13 protein-coding genes are annotated in these 16103 nt (G+C 59.5%); 8 read left to right on the forward strand and 5 right to left on the reverse strand.

The features are described 5' to 3' along the window. Positions 1–11: 11 nt before the first annotated feature. Positions 12–926, reverse strand: a complete 915-nt coding sequence (locus AAHK20_RS31715) for a dioxygenase family protein (protein ID WP_449185469.1) — start codon at positions 924–926, stop codon at positions 12–14. A gap of 231 nt (positions 927–1157) precedes the next feature. Here AAHK20_RS31715 and AAHK20_RS31720 point away from each other — a divergent pair, with 231 nt between their 5' ends. The 5 genes from AAHK20_RS31720 to AAHK20_RS31740 all read left to right on the forward strand — a co-directional run bounded on the left by AAHK20_RS31720 (position 1158) and on the right by AAHK20_RS31740 (position 7293). After that, the gene (locus AAHK20_RS31720) at positions 1158–2540 is read left to right on the forward strand and encodes an MFS transporter (protein ID WP_449185470.1); all 1383 of its coding nucleotides are present in this window, start codon (positions 1158–1160) and stop codon (positions 2538–2540) included. A 383-nt stretch (positions 2541–2923) separates the two neighbouring features. Then, positions 2924–4432 (forward strand): aldehyde dehydrogenase family protein, encoded by a 1509-nt coding sequence (locus AAHK20_RS31725; RefSeq protein ID WP_449185471.1) that lies wholly within the window; start codon positions 2924–2926, stop codon positions 4430–4432. An 88-nt stretch (positions 4433–4520) separates the two neighbouring features. Further along, positions 4521–5954, forward strand: coding sequence for an amidohydrolase family protein (locus tag AAHK20_RS31730; protein ID WP_449185472.1), 1434 nt, complete (start codon positions 4521–4523; stop codon positions 5952–5954). Positions 5955–5968: 14 nt separating this feature from the next. Continuing rightward, positions 5969–6298 carry a DoxX family protein gene (locus AAHK20_RS31735; RefSeq protein ID WP_449185473.1) on the forward strand — a complete coding sequence of 110 codons (330 nt, stop codon included), beginning with the start codon at positions 5969–5971 and terminating at the stop codon, positions 6296–6298. Between the two features lie 224 nt (positions 6299–6522). Beyond that, the gene (locus AAHK20_RS31740; protein ID WP_449185474.1) at positions 6523–7293 is read left to right on the forward strand and encodes a pirin family protein; all 771 of its coding nucleotides are present in this window, start codon (positions 6523–6525) and stop codon (positions 7291–7293) included. Positions 7294–7356: 63 nt separating this feature from the next. Here AAHK20_RS31740 and AAHK20_RS31745 read toward each other — a convergent pair whose 3' ends face one another. After that, positions 7357–7767, reverse strand: coding sequence for a RidA family protein (locus AAHK20_RS31745; protein WP_449185475.1), 411 nt, complete (start codon positions 7765–7767; stop codon positions 7357–7359). A gap of 451 nt (positions 7768–8218) precedes the next feature. Here AAHK20_RS31745 and AAHK20_RS31750 point away from each other — a divergent pair, with 451 nt between their 5' ends. Next, positions 8219–9244 carry a porin gene (locus AAHK20_RS31750; RefSeq protein ID WP_449185476.1) on the forward strand — a complete coding sequence of 342 codons (1026 nt, stop codon included), beginning with the start codon at positions 8219–8221 and terminating at the stop codon, positions 9242–9244. 92 nt (positions 9245–9336) lie between these two features. Here AAHK20_RS31750 and AAHK20_RS31755 read toward each other — a convergent pair whose 3' ends face one another. Next, positions 9337–10395: a LacI family DNA-binding transcriptional regulator gene (locus tag AAHK20_RS31755; RefSeq protein ID WP_449185477.1), complete on the reverse strand. Its 1059-nt coding sequence runs from the start codon at positions 10393–10395 to the stop codon at positions 9337–9339. 188 nt (positions 10396–10583) lie between these two features. Then, a complete protein-coding gene (locus AAHK20_RS31760; RefSeq protein ID WP_449185482.1) occupies positions 10584–11495 on the reverse strand; it encodes a LysR substrate-binding domain-containing protein in 912 nt (303 codons plus the stop codon). 174 nt (positions 11496–11669) lie between these two features. Between AAHK20_RS31760 and AAHK20_RS31765 the strand changes: the two genes are divergently transcribed. Together AAHK20_RS31765 and AAHK20_RS31770 are read left to right on the forward strand one after the other, a co-directional pair. Continuing rightward, positions 11670–13481: an ABC transporter transmembrane domain-containing protein gene (locus AAHK20_RS31765; protein ID WP_449185478.1), complete on the forward strand. Its 1812-nt coding sequence runs from the start codon at positions 11670–11672 to the stop codon at positions 13479–13481. A 117-nt stretch (positions 13482–13598) separates the two neighbouring features. After that, positions 13599–15581 carry a sigma-54-dependent Fis family transcriptional regulator gene (locus AAHK20_RS31770; RefSeq protein ID WP_449185479.1) on the forward strand — a complete coding sequence of 661 codons (1983 nt, stop codon included), beginning with the start codon at positions 13599–13601 and terminating at the stop codon, positions 15579–15581. 157 nt (positions 15582–15738) lie between these two features. Here AAHK20_RS31770 and AAHK20_RS31775 read toward each other — a convergent pair. Continuing rightward, positions 15739–16103, reverse strand: a 365-nt coding sequence (locus AAHK20_RS31775; protein ID WP_449185480.1) for a TonB-dependent receptor domain-containing protein, incomplete at its 5' end; no start/stop codon positions are given.

The following is a 16103-nucleotide window of genomic DNA, read 5'->3' on the forward strand; positions in this document are numbered from 1 at the left end:
AGGCGCTCCTTTTACTTGATGGGAGGCGTCGGCAGAGTCGCGACACCTTTGGGGAGAATGAACTCGCAGTTGAGCGTGAAATAGCGTTCCGGCTCATCAGGGTAAGGCCCGGTTCCCGCATCATGCGGTTCAAACCTTCCCACAAGATCACGGGTGACGCCAAACACGACGTCCGAGTTAAGGTGCTCCGCATCGTCTGCGAAGATCTGCGAAATGAGTGTCGAGAACCCATCCGCAATCACCACAAAGTGCAGGTGTGCGGGCCGATACGGGTGACGCTTCTGTTCTCTCAGCAAGACGCCGACTGGCCCATGCGTGGGCACCGGGTAGCCGGCGGGGCGGATGCTTTTGAAGTTGAAGGAACCGCTCTGGTCCGTGAAGAAATGACCACGGAGATTCATCTCGGGTTGTTCAGGATCCTGATTCTCGTATAGCCCCACGGGCGAGGCCTGCCATACGTCGACCTTCGCATGCGGAATGGGCTCTCCACGGGTATCCTGCACTCGCCCCGTCACATAAAGAGTCCGCCCTGGGGTTGGCGCCCGCGCAATGGACGCCCCCATCTCGTAGTGAGGCGATCCCGCCCGATAGAACGGACCGAGCAATGCGCCACCGGTGCTTTCTTCATGAAGCGAATTGTTGAGCACCTTCACAAGGGTCGAAAACCCCAATACGTCGGAAAGCAGGACGACTTCGTTGTGACTATCGGTGCACGTCAGCCCCACCTGCCGGATGAAGTCCAACCCCTGCTCGAATTCCTCGTCTGTCAGCCGCACCTCTCGAAGAAATGCGTGCACATGGGTGACAAGCGCGCTCATTACCGCGGCGAGTCGCGCATTGCTTCCACCGCTCATCGTTGACTGAACAATCCTCGTGACAGATTCAGCATCGGTGACGATGCTGCCGTCTTGCGTCATCTTCGACATGACTTGATCTCCTTGCAATCGATTGCATAGTAGGATGCAAGAGTTGGGTTGTCAACGGGTGATTTCTCCGAAACTCGATGATCGTCATCGGCGCATTGGCGCGCCGAGTCCAATGAAAACGGCCCCAACGATCTAGACGGCGACTACGCGAGCGAAGGAAAACCCTAATACTTAGACTGCAATCGATTGCAATAAGATGCGGTCACGTACCGCACGCTACAGGGATTGAATATGCCTTTCTCCAGCCCCATCAACATTCGCTCGTTGATCAACGAGCGGCCGATATCCAGCTTCCAGATCCGAACGTTTGTCTTTTGCTTCTTTATCCTTGTCCTGGACGGTTACGACACGGTCGTACTGGGATATATCGCGCCATCGCTAAAAATGCATTTCGGTGCGAATCCTGCCGATCTCGCACCGGTCTTTGGCGCCGGCTTCTTCGGCTTGGCACTAGGTTCGTTCTTGTTTGGCCCCTTGGCTGACCGTTTCGGCCGGAAGACGATGCTCGTGACCACGGTCGTGTTCTTCGGCCTTGTCAGCTTGGCATCGTCCGGGGCGACTTCGCTTCACGCACTGATGGTTCTTCGATTCCTCACTGGTTTGGGACTCGGAGGCGCCATGCCGAACGCCTACACGCTCGCAGTGGAATACAGCCCCGATCGCCTTCGCTCAACGCTCGTAGCGCCTCTTGGCTGCGGAATTTCAACGGGCGGGGTTCTGGGCGGTCTGATCGCGGCCCGGATGATCGGGACCTTCGGCTGGCAATCGATGTTGATACTGGGTGGATCCTTGCCGCTGATCCTCGCGATCGCTCTATGGCTATGGCTGCCTGAATCAGCCCGGTTTCTGATTACCAAGGGCCGCCAGGACGAGGCCCGATCGATCGTCCGGCGCATTGCTCCCGATATCTCCAGTCTCGATGTCGAGTTCACAATCGGTGAAAGCGCGGTGACGGGCTCTCCGGTGTCGGAACTGCTTCGCCGAGAACTCCGCGGTGGGACGCTATTGCTCTGGGTAACAGGGTTCATGGCGCTACTCGTCGTCTACTTCCTCGGCAATTGGCTAACGATCCTGATTCAAGAGACCGGCGTTCCATTTAGCAGCGCATCTTTGATGACCGCGCTTTATTTGACGGGAAATGCACTCGGCGCTGTCTTTTTGGGCTTTCTCATGGACCGCATCAATCCGCAATATGTCGTTGCAGGAGCGTTCCTGTGTGCCGCCGTCAGCCTAGCCTCCCTCGGTCATCTGACCAGCGTTCCGGCGTTGGCTCTGCTGGCGTTGTTTGTAACGGGCGTCGGCACGGGTGGAGCCATGACCGGCACGAGTATCTTGTCCGCCGGCTTTTATCCGACCACCTCGCGAGCGACAGGCGTGGCGTGGACACTGGGAATGGGCCGCGTCGGCTCGATTGTCGGGTCCATGATTGGCGGCGCGATGCTGGCTGCGCACTGGGCGCCCAAAGTCATGTTCGCAGCCGTCTCGCTTCCTATTGCGGTAGCCGCCTTGAGCGTCTTTTTTCTCTCTCGTTTCCGCCGGCGCCATCCGCGGGATTCTCTTGCCATGTCGGCCCCAGAAGTCTCGCCTGCCGGTGAAACGACGCACGGTACTTGAGCATTGCGCCTGCGTCCGTGACGCTACCGTGTGCGCAAGCATGATCCTAAAGCCAAGCTCGAACTCGCCAAAGCCTGGCTGCGACCGGGTCATTGCTTGCGCTATTAGCTTTGAGAGCCAAGGAAAAGACCGCCTATAGGACGCACCGTCCAGCATTTCGGTCTTTTCGTCCCCCTCCACTGCGCATAGGCTTTGAAAGCCGCAGCGCCGGGCGCCGTCCCATGGCCGCAACTCGAGGAGCGACGTTCCGAATCACCTTGCAATCTGCAATCGATTGCAATAGAGTTTGCAGAAGCGGATATGGCATCTAGCCTACACTCCTATCGTTCAATGGGGACCGCGCGGATTTTCAAGTGCAATCGATTGTATGGAGATGTTGAATCATGACTGAATCAAACCAGGACCGTTCCAATCTGGCTCGCCCGTACTGGAGTGCTCTCGCGCATGGCAGCGCGGTCGAGGTCACGAACGAACACGAATTCTTTTTTGTCGAAGAGGCCGCGACCGGTCAACAGCTCGGAAAGGTCGTCTCGGGCGACGAAGCGCTGGTCGATCGCGTTGTCCAAGACTCGAGGCAAGCTTACGTGCGCGATTGGCGAAACCGTTCTCCACGTGACCGCGCGCAACTGCTTCGCCAAGTCGCGGCCAAGATCAAAGAACATGCCGATGAACTCGCCGAGCTGGAAGCGCGCGAAGTCGGTAAGCCAAAGCGCGATGCGCTACGTTTCGACGTGTCGTATTGCCATGCCTGCTTTGACTACTTCGCAGGCCTCGCCGACACATTGCACGGCGAGATTCTGGACCAGGGAGCGATCGAGGCACGGGTCCTGTTCGAACCGTACGGTGTCGTTGCAGCCATCCTCCCGTTCAACTGGCCTCCGATCCATTTCGCCAAGAAATCCGCCCCCGCGCTGGCGGCCGGCAACACGGTCATCGTGAAACCCGGAGAACAGGCGCCCCTTACCGTCCTGCGTCTGGTCGAACTGGCAAATCAAGTGCTGCCTCCGGGCGTGTTGAACGTCGTTCCCGGCATCAAGGCAGGCCCGGCGCTGGCATCCCATCCGCTGGTCGAGCGCATCAGCTTCACGGGCGCCACCAGCACCGGCAGGCGCGTATTGGAAAGCGCCGCGAAAAATATTACCTACGCGACGATGGAGTTGGGTGGCAAGAACGCGCTCATGATTCTCGAAGACGCCGACATGGATGTCGCCCTGAACGTTGCACTGGAAGGCATGTTCTATAACCAAGGCGAGGCATGCACGTCGACAGCCCGAATTCTGGTGCACGCGTCGCGATACGAGGAGTTCGAAGAGAAATTCGCACGCGCAACGGAAAAGCTCGTTGTCGGGAATGGCTTGGACAAAGCGACCGATATCGGGCCGATGGTCGACGGCAAACAACGCGATCGCGTGATGAACTACATCGACATCGCCCTGAAAGAAGGCGCTCGACTCGTCACTCAGGGCAAGGTGCCGACCGATGCCCGTTACAAGGATGGCTATTGGGTCCCGCCTACCGTGCTTGCGGATATCACGCCGGATATGACCGTCGCGCAGGAAGAGATCTTCGGGCCTGTTGCGTGCCTGATGCGCTTCAGCAACGAAGACGAGGCCGTTGAAATTGCAAACGGAACCGCATATGGCCTGACGGCGGCGATCGTGACCAAGGATGAGCATCGCGCATGGAAACTCGCGCCCCGCCTGGAGGCCGGCATGATCTTCGTGAATAACTACATGCGCCGGGCCTTTCTGGGTTCACCGTTTGGCGGCGTGAAGGGAAGCGGATTCGGTCGAGAGAATGCCACGGAGACACTCAAGGAATTCACCCGGTCGAAGAATGTGCGGTTCCCATCCGGAAAAGAGCCTGTCCCGACGTGGCCGCCGAAGGACTAGTTCATTGACGCTCAATCAATGACGATGAAAGCCTGATTGCCGGCCGCATTCGCGGCCGGCATTTGAATTCACGCGAATCGAGTAGATCATGAAGAAGACACTTATCAAGAACGGATACATCGCGACCGTTAATAAAAAAAGAGACATTCTGGAGGATGGCGCAGTCACCATTGAAGGAAAAAAGATCACGGGCGTTTACTCCAGGGAAAACGTACCGGCAGGGAGCTTCGACGAAGTGATCGATGCTTCCGGATGCCTCGTCATACCTGGCCTCATCAACCTGCATCAGCACACGTGGTACTCGCTGTTCAAGGGCATCGCCGATGGCTTGCTCCTCGAGGATTGGATCAGCGACCTTGTCTTTCCACTGGTCAAGAACCTTTCGAGCGACGCGATGCGTCTTGCAGGCTATCAGTGCGGCCTCGAAATGCTGGCTACGGGCACGACGACATCGTTCAACCATTCCGTTTCTGTAACCGACGAAGATACAGTCAAGGCCATCGTCGAATCCCAAGCCGAGATCGGAATCCGACAGTTCTTTGGCAAGGAGCTACGCTGCAGAAACAGTCGATTTCTCGATCATCCGCTCTCGCTCGACGAATCGCTCGCGTCGGTCGAAGAAGAGATTCGCCGCTGGGACGGCAAGCATGATGGGCTGATCCGGATGGGGATGGTCATCGAAGCCAATGCCCATTGGACTTCCTCGGGGATGAGCACCGAAGAGCTGATCATTCGAGGCACGGAACTGGCCAGGAAGCTGGATGTGCGAATCAGCAGCCACATTGCCGCCGGCACGTTCTCGGTCGAAAAGGGATTTTTAAAGCATCTGCGCCAGACGGGACGAACCGATGTCCGCTATTTGATGCAACTCGGCGTGCTCGACCAGCATTGGATGTTGATTCACGGAATTCACTGCACGGAACTGGACCTTGAACACATGGCTCAGGTCGGCGCCGGCCTCGTGTACACCCCGACCAGCGAAGCCATGCGCGGCGGCGGAATCGCGCCTGCCGCCAATGCGCTGAAGGCGGGGGTGCCCACCGCACTCGGAACCGACGGCGCGATGGTCGACTATACCAATGACATGCTGGAGCAAATCAAAGCCTGCGTGCTGTTCCAGCACCAACGCCACCTGGATCCGACCCGCATGCCCTTCGAGCGCAGCCTCGAAATGGCGACCATCAACGCTGCGCACGTGCTAGGTGTTTCCGAGGAACTCGGCTCTCTAGAACCAGGAAAGTTGGCCGATATCGCCGTTTTCGACATGCGTGGTCCGCATATCGGATCGCTTCAGCGGCCGCTATCCGTGTTCCTTGGCGCGGGAAAGGGCACTGACGCGAAGGTGGTGTTGGTGAACGGTGAGATCGTGTATCGGGATTGGGAATTCACCAAATTCCGTCAACAACGCGAAGTCCTAGCCGAGGTCGAGTCGCTCGCGGCAGAGATCATCGAGAAGTCGGGTCTCTCCTCGAGATTGTCTCAGTCATGGACCGACAGGGTGCCTCCCATGCCCTGGAATTAAGCGCGAGAACCGGTATGGAACCCATGATTCTCATCACAGCAGCGGCGTTTCTCTCCGCTGGTATCGTCAACCTCGTGGGACCGGCGATCATCCGTTCGGAATTTGCAAAATGGCGCTACCCGGATTGGTTCAGGGTAACCATTGCGGTGGCGGAACTGACTGGGGCCGTTCTGCTATTTTTTAAAAATACGCAATGGCTAGGGGCAGCGATGCTTCTGATGATCACGCTAGGCGTTCTCGTTTCATTCGCACGATCCAAGGAATGGATGCGGATGCAATACCCATTCGTGTTGTTCTTTCTTTTGACTACGATTCTCCAACATACGCACGTGCTGACCGGTTGATGGCGCGCGTTTTCAATTCAATTCCGCGCCGCATGAGGACCTCATGCGGCGCAACCGCCAGCGGCAGCGACATCGTCCCATCCGTAGCACGCTAAGTCCAATTTCGGACGGTTATGCAGCCGCGGGTTTCCCAGTAGCATGAATATCAGCTCAACGTGGTGTCTGGCCGCTTGCAAACGTGGACTCGTCATCGGCTCGCACACCCAATTCAAAGGTGGATTCTCATGCTCGCAAATGCGATTCGCGTCAAGAAGCCCGTTACTGGCGCACCGTTGACGATCGGCAAACACTTCTCCGCTAGCAGCTTCCGGCATACCCAATTCGAAGGCGCGATGGATCCCCTGCTCATGGTGGATCACTTCCGGATGAAAGAGCCGACATTCGGACCTCACCCGCACGCCGGGTTTTCGGCGGTCACGTACGTCTTCGAAGATTCCCGCAGCGCGCATTTCAATTCCGATTCGATCGGCAACGACCTTCCGATCACGCCCGGATCCTTGCATTGGATGGTTGCTGGCCGAGGCGTGACTCACGACGAATGGCCATTCGGCGACGATCCGGAAGTCCATGGCCTGCAGTTCTTCGTCGACCTCCCCGCGTCCAAGAAGCACGTTGCGCCGTACGCCGTGCACCTCGAATCGGAGGATGTCCCTACCTATACCGATCACGGCGTTCGGGTACGCGTCATCGCCGGTGAGTTCGGCGATATCCGTTCGCCCGTTCGCCTTCCTCAACCCTTTTCACTCTTTGACGGCTTTCTCGACGCGCAGGCGAACATCAATCTGCAGGTGGAGCGCGGATGGAATGCGTGGATCTATGCGATCAACGGTACGCTGAGTGTCGGCGTTGCAGATGGGACTGTCGCGCTTGCCGAAGGACATGCCATTGCACTCGACCGATTCAGCAATGGGGAGCAGTTGTGCATTGCCGCGCAAACAGACTGCCATTTCATCGTGATGAGCGGCGAGTCAGCGCGAAATCCAGCAGCCGAGTAACAAACAAGGGTGGGGGCGTACGCCCCCACCCTGCCCTACGCGACATATTGCAATCGCGGACGACTAGCCAACCACCGCGATTGCCTGCACCTCCACGAGCATTTCCGGCTTGGCCAGTCCGGCCACGGTAATCAAGGCACTCGCCGGAAAATTGTCACCGAAGATCTCCTTGCGGATTTTGGTGAGCTGGTCGCCGAATCTCGCGTCGGTAATCGACACGGTCATCGTCACGATATCCGTCAAGGTTCCACCAGCCTGTTCGAGCGTCGCGCCGATTCGTAAAAAGATCTCACGTGCCTGTCCCGCGAAATCGCCCGACAGCGACTTGCCGTTCGAGTCTTCAACCACGGTCTGGCCTGCCAGCCAGACGATTCTGCCGCCCTGCGTGATCACGGCGGGAGAGAACGCGCGCTCTTGCGCGGCATCGCGCTTGATGTATTGACGTACCTGTTTTGACGGTTGGTTCGGTTCCATGTTTGCCTCGTTGATGATGTTAAAAAATGGGGCCCAGAAGCTTCGCAATCGATTGCAGAGACGTCACCATCATACCCTGCCATCAAAAGGACGTTTGTCGGGGATAACGCTAATCAGATCGCTCCAAAACCTCCGAAACCCGGCAAATCGCCAGCCATTCGCTTGAATGGTTGATGCAGGTATACCCCAGTTACGTTGTGCAATCGATTGCAATAAATTTACCCCAACGATAGAAACGCTGTCGCGCGCGACGCGCGACGAGGGTGGCATAGCCGGCATGGAGCGCTACGGCATCAGTCGAATGATCCACGAAGCCCCAAAGGCAGATGCTCGGTCGCCACTCAGCGCTATCAACGCTTCAAATTTGCAGCACCAACTTAGTCATCCTACTTAAATACGAAGTCAACGACATAGACCGCTTAAAGGAAAAGACGTGAGATCGAAAAGATTGATGCAGGCGATTGTTTTGAGTGCCGGACTTATCGCGGAGAGCGCGTTCGCGCAGTCAAGCGTCCAACTGTACGGAATACTCGATTCTTTTATTGGCGAGAAAAAGGCGCTCGGCGGCCACACGGCGGTACTCGCTGGCAATGGCGGGATGACCTCTTCGTTCTGGGGAATAAGAGGTAGCGAAGATATCGGCGGGGGCACCAGTGTGATCTTTGCTCTCGAGAGCTACGTCAACATCCAAAACGGGCAGTACGGGCGGCCAGGCTTCCCGGCGGACGGACTCTTTTCGCGCAACGCCTACGTCGGCTTAAAGGGAAATTTCGGCTCGCTGACAAGCGGCCTGATACCACCTCCGCTCTGGTTCTCGACGATCACGTTCAATCCATTTTTTAATTCGTTCGTGTTTTCGCCGATCGTCGTCCATAGCTATGAGGGTGTTAACGGCCAAGGCGTATTCGGCAACGCCGGCGAGTGGCCGAACTCCGTCGTTTATGCAAGCCCGGTCTTCGGTGGCATTTCCGGAAAGGGGATGTACTCCTTCGGCAACGCCGCCGGACATTTGGGGCAAAACAAGTGGAGCGGGCAGTTGTCCTTCAATCAAGGCTCGTTTGCGGCGTCGGCGGTTTGGCAGCAAATCAAATTCAACGTCACCCCAGGCGATCTGGGCACCTCCCTCCCGGGACTGACGACACAATCCGTTGCCAATCTAGGCATGTCGTACGGCACCAATTTCGTCACGCTGTACGCGCAATACCAACATATCTGGGATCGGGTCTCAACCGGCAACATTGGAATTAATACGGGCCAACTAGGCTTCTCGATACCCATCGGTGTCGGCCGCATACTTGGCTCCGACGCTTATTCGAAGAGTTCCGGAAAAAGCGCTGTATACCGCAATACCTGGGCAATCGGCTACGCCTACCCGCTGTCCAAGCGCACCGACCTCTACGCAGCCTTCCTGTCCGATCGAGCAAGCCGGCTATCGTCGGGCTTTACGCTCGGGGGCGGCATTCGGTCAGCCTTTTAGCCAACTCCGACGAACAGGGGACGGTTCGACATCCGCACCATCCCCTGTCTTCGAGCAGCAGTCCGCCCGCAGGCTAGTGACTAAACGCCGTTTCAGACAGGTTTGGCGCGTTTGGATGCTGCGGCCTTAGGCGACTTCTTCGAAGCGCCCTTGGGCGGAGCCGCTGTCGAGCCACGCACGATGAGTTTCGGCGGCAGCACCACGTTGCGGGCAGGATTGTCGTTCGATTCGATGGCTTGCTGAAGGAGATCGGCGGCCTGGCGCCCCATCTCCGTATGGCTGATGCGAATCGTCGTGAGAGGCGGATCGACCAGGTCGACAAGAGGCATGTCGTTATGCCCCACTATCGAAAGCTCGCGAGGGCAATTCAAGCCTCTCTCGCGCAATACGTCGTACGCGCCTAGTGCAAGCAGGTCATTCGCAGCCACGATTGCAGTCACGTCGGGCCGGGCGCTCAAGAGCCGGCGTGCAGCTTCCGCACCCTGCTCGCGCGTGTAGTTGTCCGCGAACTCACACGGGGCCGAGGCCGCATCGAGACCATGGCCAGAAAGAGCGTGGATGAATCCGCGGTGCCGCAAGAAGCCGGTTGAATGGACGAGTGGGCCCCCAAGATGGCCTATCGACGAGTGTCCCAACTCCACAAGATGGTCGACCGCGAGCTGCATGCCGAGCAATTCGTCCGACACCACCCCGGGTAGCCGGGTTTCTTTCTCGGTGCGATTCACCAGAACCGTCGGCACGCCCTTTTCAATGCAGAACGACACAAGCGGATCGTCGCGGCTCACCGTCGCGAGAATCAGACCATCTACACGCCGGGCGATCAAACCCTGCGCAAGATCGAATTGCTTGTCGCTGTCACTTCCGACATAGGCAACGATAGAGGAGTAGCCGTATTCGGAAAGGCGCTCGGCCGCACCCGTCAAAATCGGCGTGAAGACGTTAGTCGCAATGTCCGGAACCATAATGCCGATCAGCTGCGAACGGCCGGTACGAAGACTTGCCGCCACCGGGTCGAGTCGATATCCCAATGTGTTGGCTGCCTTCATGACCCGCGCGAGCGACTCGGCATCGACCATCGACCGCGTGTCCGGATTGAGCGCGCGCGAAACGGTCGAGGCATGCACCCCAGCCAGTTCCCCGACCTGCTTCATCGTGACAGACCGCCTGTTGTTGCTTGCCAGAGGTGATTTTGCTTTCACGACAGCCCTATTTCTTGTTTTCTGCACGGAACGATTCAACGAATGCCGCATTATAACGAGAGCGCTGCAATTTTATCGCAATCGATTGTATTCCGAACGGCATAAGACACGTCCCCGGCGATCGATTCTGCAAGCCGCTCTCAGCACTGCACGGCAATCGGGACGTGCTCCACCAGGAAGTCGATGAACGCCCGAACCGACGGCAGGAGCCCCCGCCTCGACGGCATCAGCAGGCTGATCGTCGCGACGCCCGCCGTCCATTGAGGCAGTACGCGCACGAGTTGTCCCTTCTCGACCTCGGGCTGCCCCACATATCCGGGCAGCGCAACGATGCCCACGCTGCGGCAAGCCGCGACTTTAAGCGTAGCCATGTCGTCGCTCAGCAAATACGGCTCGAAGGGAATGACTTCAGCCTGGTCCGTATGGCGGACATTGCGCAAACGCCACGCGTGCGTATCCTGCACACCCCCAAGCGCGATGCCGTCGTGGGCCGCAAGCTCGGCTGGCTTATCGGGCACACCCTTGCGCTTCAAATAGGCCGGCCCGGCAAACAGATGCCAAGGGGTCGTCGCCAAGGCCCGCTGGACCAGCGTGGAATCCGGCAGCGGCGTGGAATGTGCGCGCAGGCACACGTCGAAACCCTCCTGGACCGGGTCGACGTGCCGGTTTGTCGCGTGCTGAACGATGCGTACGCGCGGATATTCGGCCATGAACTTTGGGATCAACTCGGCCAACGCCAGTTGCGCAAAAGCGACCGAGCAGGAGAGCCGGATCGTTCCACTCGGCTCCGACGTCCGTTGACGGACGACGCTCTCGGCCGCTTCGGCTTCAACCAGCATCGCAACCGCGTGCTTATAGAACGCCTCACCGACATCGGTCACGACAAAGCGCCGCGACGTGCGCTGGATAAGCCGTGCATCTAGCGCTGCCTCGAGTTCGAGAATGCGCCGGCTCAGGCTCGACTTGGGCAGGTCGAGTGCCCGTGCTGCCGCGGTGATGCCTTTGTTTTCCACCACCTGCACGAAGTAGTAGACATCATTCAGATCGAGCATGATCACCCCTTACCCCTTGTTCACGCAAAGTCCCGCAAGCGGGATGATAGGTCCAAAAGTCACTGACTGTTTGGCGTTTGTCCCATCGATATCGACGTGCCAGACCCTGCAGGCGGACGTCCTTCGAATCACGGGACTGGCACAATCAACGCATTTCGATCCCCGGGAATCTCCATGCCAGATGCCGCACCTTCCCCGACGCGTATCGGCCCCCTCTTTGCCCTGCTCCCCTTCCTGCGCCCTTACGCCCGACGCTGGGCGTTAGCGTTCCTGGCGCTAGTGACGTCGGCGGGCGCGACGCTGGCGTTGCCGGTGGCGTTCAAATACCTGATCGACCGCGGCTTCGCCGGCGGTGACCGCACGCACATCGACCGCTATTTCCTCACGCTGTTCGTCGTTTCGCTGGTATTGGCCGGCGCCACCGCGCTTCGCTTCTACCTGGTTTCGTGGCTCGGCGAGCGGGTGACAGCCGATTTGCGGCGTGCGGTCTACGACCACGTGACGCGGATGAGTCCGCAGTTCTTCGAGACCACGCAGACCGGAGAGGTGCTGTCGCGGCTCACCACCGACACCACGTTGATCCAGACAGTGGTAGGCACCAGCTTGTCGCTGGGCATGCGCAATTTCCTCCTGCTGATAGGCGGCGTGGGGATGCTGGTGGTGACCAGTCCCGTCCTGTCCGGCTACATCATCGCCACGCTGATTGTGGTGGTCGCGCCAATCATCATCTTCGGGCGGCGCGTGCGGCGGCTCTCGCGTGCCAGCCAGGACAAGGTGGCCAACGCGAGCGCGCTGGCGGGCGAGGTGCTCAATGCCATGCCGACCGTGCAGTCGTACCGGCAGGAATCGTTCGAGGCACGGCGTTTTGGCGGCGCAGTGGAAGCCGCCTTCGAGACGGCGCTCACGCGAATCCGGGCACGCGCCTGGTTGACCGCCGTGGTGATCGTGCTGGTGTTTTCCGCCATCGTGTTCGTGCTCTGGATCGGAGCGCAGGCGGTGCTGGCCGGGCGCATGACGCCTGGTCAGTTGTCCCAGTTCATCCTCTACGCGGTGTTCACTGCAGGCGCAGTGGGGGCGGTTGCCGAGGTCTGGGGCGACCTGCAGCGTGCCGCCGGCGCCACCGAGCGGCTCCTGCAACTGCTGGCGGCGCGCTCACCGGTGATGGAAGCCGAGACCACGGTGCCGTTGCCGCCTCGCGGGGACGGCGTTCGCTTCGACAACGTCAGCTTCTCCTATCCGTCCCGCCCTGGCATCGACGCGCTCTCCAGCCTCTCGCTCGAGGTGCGCGAGGGGGAGCATGTCGCGCTGGTTGGACCATCCGGCGCCGGCAAGACCACCGTGTTTCAACTGCTACTGCGCTTTTACGACCCGCATGCCGGCAGCATCCTGATCAACGGCGTCCCAACGCGGCAGGTGCCGCTCGCCGAGTTGCGCAAGGCAATCGGGGTGGTGCTGCAGGAATCCGTGATCTTTTCGGGTAGCGTCCTCGACAACATCCGCTACGGCGCGCCCGACGCCACGCTTGCGCAAGTCCAACGCGCCGCCGCGATGGCCGCTGCTGCCGGCTTTATCGAAGAACTGCCGCAAGGCTACGACACGTTTCTGGGCGAGCGCGGCGTACGGCTGTCCGGCGGACAGCGTCAGCGCATCGCGATTGCTCGCGCGATCCTCATGAACCCGCCCATCCTGCTGCTCGACGAGGCCACCAGCTCGCTCGACGCGGCCAGCGAACGGCTGGTACAGATGGCGCTGGACAACGCCGCGCAGAACCGCACCACGCTGGTCATCGCACACCGCCTTGCCACGGTGCAACAGGCGGACCGCATCGTCGTGCTGGAACAAGGCCGCATCGTCGCGCAGGGCCGTCACGCTGACCTTCTACAGAGTTCGCCGCTTTATGCCCAGCTTGCGGCCCTGCAGTTCGGCGAGCAGCCAAGGCCGATAGTGGAGCGCGACGCCGGGCGCGATCACGTCGACTCGGTGTAATGAAGCGATCCACGCTCAGTGAGGCGCTACCGAGCCCAGCCTGCATTTGGCGCGGAACTTGCTCCTGCCAACGCCTAGATTCCGGCGATGCGACCGGAACGGTAACCGGAGGAGACAATGCTCGAACACATCGGTCAAAACGCCGTCCCATTGCGATGCCCCGAAGGCCGTTGGCTCGTGCCATCGATTCAAAAGGCCCACGAGCGCTCGCAGACTTTCGGACTCGCCACGTCAATGCGGCCGGATTACGACGTGCTGTCCACTGCTGACCTTGCACTGAAGCTCGAACAAAGCCGCGTGCTGTGCACGCATGCCCTGCCCGTCATGGAAACCCTCCGCGAGCAGATCGCCAACACCCAAAGCATGATCGTGCTGACCAATGCGGAGGGGCTGATTCTTCATTCGATCGGCGATGACGACTTCCTGCAGCGGGCCGAGAAAGTCGCGTTGCGTGCCGGTGCAAACTGGGCGGAACAGCAGCAAGGCACGAATGCGATCGGCACCGCGATCGCCGAGCTCAGCGCGACCGTTGTCCATGGCGAGCAGCACTATCTGGCCGCCAATCGGTTTCTGACGTGCTCCAGTGTTCCGATCCTCGATCCGTATGGCGATTTGATCGGGGTGCTGGACGTGACGGGCGACCATCGCAGCTACCATCAGCACACGATGGCGCTCGCGAAAATGTCGGTGCAGATGATCGAGAATCATCTGTTTTCCAACGCTTTTCGCGGCACCTTGCAGATTGCCTTTCATGGCCGGCCTGAATTCCTCGGCACGCTGATGGAAGGGATCGCCGCCTTCACCTGCGACGGACGCTTTCTTTCGGCTAACCGCAGCGCCCAGTTTCAGTTGGGGATGCCGCTCGCCGCGTTACGCGCTCATACGCTGTCGTCGCTATTCGGACTGACCAGCCCGCAGTTGATCGATCGTCTGCGGAGAAACCCTGAGCATCACCTTTCGCTGGAATTGGGCAACGGCACCGTTGTCTGCGCAAACATCGAATTCAGGCGGCCCGCCATGGCCGAAGGCGCTTGGCAGCAGACGGCGCGAGCCGAGGACATGCCGGCGCAGCGCAACGACGCCGCACGGTCCGCACCGGATGACAAGGCGCTGTCGAAATTGAGCTCCCTCGACACCGGCGACCCGCAGGTCGCAGCCGTCATCGGCAAGGTTCGCAAGGTGATCGGCAAGGACATCCCCATCCTCATCACCGGCGAAACCGGCACCGGCAAAGAACTGCTGGCCCAAGCCATTCACAACGATTCGCCGCGCCGCTCGGGCCCGTTCGTCGCGGTGAACTGCGCGTCGATTCCGGAGACCTTGATCGAATCGGAATTGTTCGGATATGAGGAGGGCGCGTTTACCGGCGCGAAGCGCAAGGGCGCCATCGGCAAGTTGCTGCAGGCAAACGGCGGGACGCTGTTTCTCGACGAGATCGGCGATATGCCCTACCCGCTGCAGGTTCGGCTGCTTCGCGTCCTGCAGGAACGCCAGGTCAACCCGCTTGGATCGACGAAATCGATTCCGATCGACGTCGCGATTATCTGCGCGACCCACCGCGATCTGCGCGAAATGATGTCCCAGAACCGCTTTCGCGAAGACTTGTACTACCGGTTGAACGGCCTCGTGGTGAAATTGCCGCCGCTGCGCGAGCGGACCGATCTTGCAGCAGTCGTTCCCAAGCTGCTGCAAAGCGAGTCCGCCTGTCACCAAGCCGGCCAGCGCTTGAGCGTATCCGGCGACGTCATGGCCCTGTTCGAGCGATGCACCTGGCCGGGCAACTTCCGCCAGCTCGGCAATCTTTTGCGGACCGCCGCGGCGATGGTCGATGCGGACGGCGAGATACGGCGCGAGCATTTACCCGACGATTTCTTCGACGATTTGCGCGAGACGGCAGTCGCGCCCATCGCTTTGGCCCCGCCGCCATCGCTTCACGGCACGCGGCTGGAGGACGTTGCCGCTTCCGCGATTGCCTCGGCGATTGCGCAACACGGCGGCAATGTATCGGCCGCTGCGCGCGCACTGGGCGTATCGCGCAATACGATCTACCGAAAAATGCAGTGCGTGCCTCGCGAAGACACGCTTCGGGACGAGAGCTAGTTTCGGCGCATCAGGTGCTCCACAGGTGTTGCAAAACGCAACACCTGTGTACCTGAATTGAACATGTCATCCACGCTCTTAACTGAACACCTTTGGAGTGCGGCTAAAGAGTCCTCAGACGATTGGACTGCGTGGCCTCGCCTTCTTAAGCGAACGCTCACCGCCACGCGTACCGCATCCCCACCCACACCCCTCTTGGCGCCCCCGGTCCGACGAACTGTTCATTGACCGGCGCAAATCCGTCGAACGTATGGTTCGGCCCGTTGAAGAAGTTTTGCCCGAGCACGCCGAAGCTCGCGTAGCGCTTGTCCAGCAGGTTCGACACGGTCCCGAACACCTGCAACTGCTTCGTGATCTGATACGTGGTGTCGAGATCGATCAGGAAGTACCCGGCGATCTTGCCGTTCACGTCTTCGTTGTCTTCGTCTCCGCGCGCGTAGATGCTGCCTCGGTAGGTCAGGTTCGTACCGATGTTCCACTTCGGCGTCGCTGCGTAGTCGAGCCTGAGTTTGACGGTGTTCG

The organism is Trinickia camelliae (assembly GCF_053525655.1).